Here is a 2,482-nt window from a genome sequence, read left to right on the forward strand (position 1 = left end):
GACCGGCGCCATCACCCTGATCGCCACCAACGGCACGACCGCAACCGGCTTGCTCGGCAACGCCCAGCCCGCCGACGGCGACACCCTGACGGTGAACGGCAAGACCATCACCTTCCGCTCGGGGTCTGCCCCGGCCTCGACTGCGGTTGCGTCCGGTTCGGGCGTCAGCGGCAACCTCGTCACCGACGGCAACGGCAACACCACGGTCTATCTCGGGACCGCGGGCACTCCGGCAGCGACCGTCAGCGATCTGTTGACCGCGGTCGATCTGGCCAGCGGCGTCAAGACGGCAGCCATCACTGCCGGTGCTGCGACGCTCGCCACCAGCTTCAACCAGACCGCTTCGAGCGTTGGTGCGGGTGCCGTCACGCTGAAGAGCTCGACGGGTGCGGATCTGAGCGTCACCGGCAAGGCCGACCTGCTCAAGGCGCTCGGCCTGACCACGTCTTCTGGTGCAGGCAATGCCAGCTTGAACGTCAACCGGACTACGACCGCGGGCTCGCTGGGTGCGACGATCGCGGACGGTTCGACGCTGAACGTCGACGGTCACGTCATCACCTTCAAGAACGCGCCGACCCCGGGTTCGACCGGTGCTCCGAGCGTTCCGAGCGGGTATGGTGCGAACGGTGCGGTCGTCACCGACGGCAACGGCAACTCGACGGTCTATCTGCAGGGCGGTACGGTCAACGACGTGCTGAAGGCGATCGACATTGCCACCGGCGTGCAGACCGCAACGATCAACGCCAACGGCACCGCGACGCTTGCGACCGCCACCGGCCAGTCGAACTCGACGATCAACACCTCCGGCCAGCTCAAGATCTCGACCGGCGTCAATGCCGACCTGTCGATCACCGGCACCGGCAACGCGCTCAACGTGTTCGGCCTCGCCGGTAACACCGGAAACGCAACGGCATTCTCCGCCGCACGCACCTCCGGCATCGGCGGCATTGCCGGCAAGACCTTGACCTTCTCCTCCTTCAACGGCGGCACGGCGGTCAACGTCACCTTCGGCGACGGCACCAACGGCACGGTCAAGACGCTCGACCAGCTCAACACGAAGCTTCAGGCCAACAACCTCGCGGCGACGATCGATGCCAATGGCTTGCTGACCATCACCGCGTCCAACGACTACGCGTCCTCGACGCTCGGCTCGACGACCGCCGGCGGTGCGATCGGCGGCACGCTGACTTCGGCGCTCACGTTCTCGACGGCTTCCACTCCCGTCCAGGATGGCGTTGCCCAGACGGCCCGTGCGAACCTGGTATCTCAGTACAACAACATCCTGAACCAGATCGACACGACCTCGCAGGACTCCTCGTTCAACGGTGTCAACCTCTTGAACGGCGACCAGCTCAAGCTGGTGTTCGACGAGACCGGCAAGTCGAGCCTGAACATCACCGGCGTGACCTACAACTCGAAGGGCCTGGGTCTCGCCTCGCTGACCGTCGGCGTCGACTTCATCGACAACGCAGCCGCCAACAGGGTGCTGACCAACCTGAACGCCGCGTCGAGCACGCTGCGCTCGGAAGCCTCGAGCCTCGGTTCGAACCTCTCGGTGGTGCAGATCCGTCAGGACTTCAACAAGAACCTGATCAATGTGCTGCAGACCGGCTCGTCCAACCTGACCCTGGCCGACACCAACGTCGAGGCGGCGAACAGCCAGGCGCTGTCGACCCGGCAGTCGATCGCGGTCTCCGCGCTGTCGCTGGCCAACACCTCGCAGCAGAGCGTGCTCCAGCTGCTCCGCTAATAAGCAGCTGAAATTACTTAAGAAAATTGAGTGGCGGGGCCATTTGCCCCGCCGCTCTTTTTTGCGTCCGGAGGCGGGCAGGGGCGTTCACCCGCCATTAACCCTATCGCTTAAACCGGCGTTAACCATACTTTAAAGGACACCTCCTAAAACTGGACAAAAGCCCGCTTTGCAGACCGCGCGGCCGATTCGTATCCGGTTCAAGAGGAAGACTCGCCAATGTCCAACATCGTTCTCTCGGCGTCCGTTCGCCAGAACCTGTTGTCGCTGCAGTCGACGGCCGACTTGCTGGCCACGACGCAGGAGCGGCTGTCGACCGGTAAGAAGGTCAACACGGCGCTCGACAACCCCACCAACTTCTTCACGGCGCAGGGGTTGGACAACCGGGCGAGCGACATCAGTAACCTGCTCGACGGCATCAACAACGGTGTGCAGGTGCTCCAGGCCGCCAACACCGGCATCACCTCGCTGCAGAAGCTGATCGACAGCGCGAAATCGATCGCCAACCAGGCGCTGCAGACCACGGTGGGCTATTCCACCAAGTCGAACGTCTCCACCACGATACCGGGCGCGACGCCCGCCGACCTGCGCGGCACGACCTCCTATGCGAGCGCGACCGCCAAGAGCAACGTGCTCTATACCGGCGCAGCCGGTGGCACGACCCCCGTCACCGGGACTGCAGCCCTCGGCGCATCGCTCGGCTCGAGCGCCGGCACCTTTACCGGCACAGCA

The 2,482-nt window shown here is 64.4% G+C and carries 1 protein-coding gene and 1 pseudogene; both read left to right on the forward strand.

Annotation, left to right across the window (positions count from 1 at the left end):
- Positions 1 to 1,750: DUF1522 domain-containing protein (locus tag MOV75_RS34535; RefSeq protein WP_247007577.1), on the forward strand; the 1,750-nt coding region annotated here is incomplete at its 5' end.
- Between the two features lie 219 nt (positions 1,751 to 1,969).
- Positions 1,970 to 2,482: pseudogene (locus MOV75_RS34540) on the forward strand (flagellin); the annotation flags it as partial.

Origin of the sequence: Bradyrhizobium sp. PRIMUS42 (assembly GCF_023006515.1) — a bacterium.
GTDB lineage: Bacteria > Pseudomonadota > Alphaproteobacteria > Rhizobiales > Xanthobacteraceae > Bradyrhizobium.